Source organism: Bradyrhizobium sp. 25ACV, from assembly GCF_054863005.1.
This window is the reverse complement of record NZ_JAVAYO010000222.1, coordinates 1-229: the sequence shown is the minus strand read 5'-3', so window position 1 is coordinate 229 and position 229 is coordinate 1. Positions and strand designations below refer to the sequence as shown.

The 229-nt window shown below is 63.8% G+C and carries 1 protein-coding gene; it reads left to right on the top strand.

Going from position 1 to position 229, the window contains the following annotated elements; translation table 11 throughout:
* Nucleotides 1-107: 107 nt before the first annotated feature.
* A partial coding sequence (locus RAD04_RS39215; RefSeq protein WP_461628041.1) for a universal stress protein occupies nucleotides 108-229 on the top strand: 122 nt, incomplete at its 3' end.

Here is a 229-nt window from a genome sequence, read left to right as displayed (position 1 = left end):
TCCCTGGCGGGCGGCCCGGACGACCCTTATCGGGGGGTTTGCGCCTGCCTAGCGTTGACAACGTAAGGACTTCGAGATGCTGCTACGCGAGAAGAAGGCGATCCGAGATGTCGGGAATTATCGTTGGCATTGACGGCTCCGGCCATTCCCAGCGCGCCCTGGAATGGGCGATGAGGGAAGCGGCGATCCGGCACACGCCACTGACCGTGCTCACCGTGCACGAGGCGAT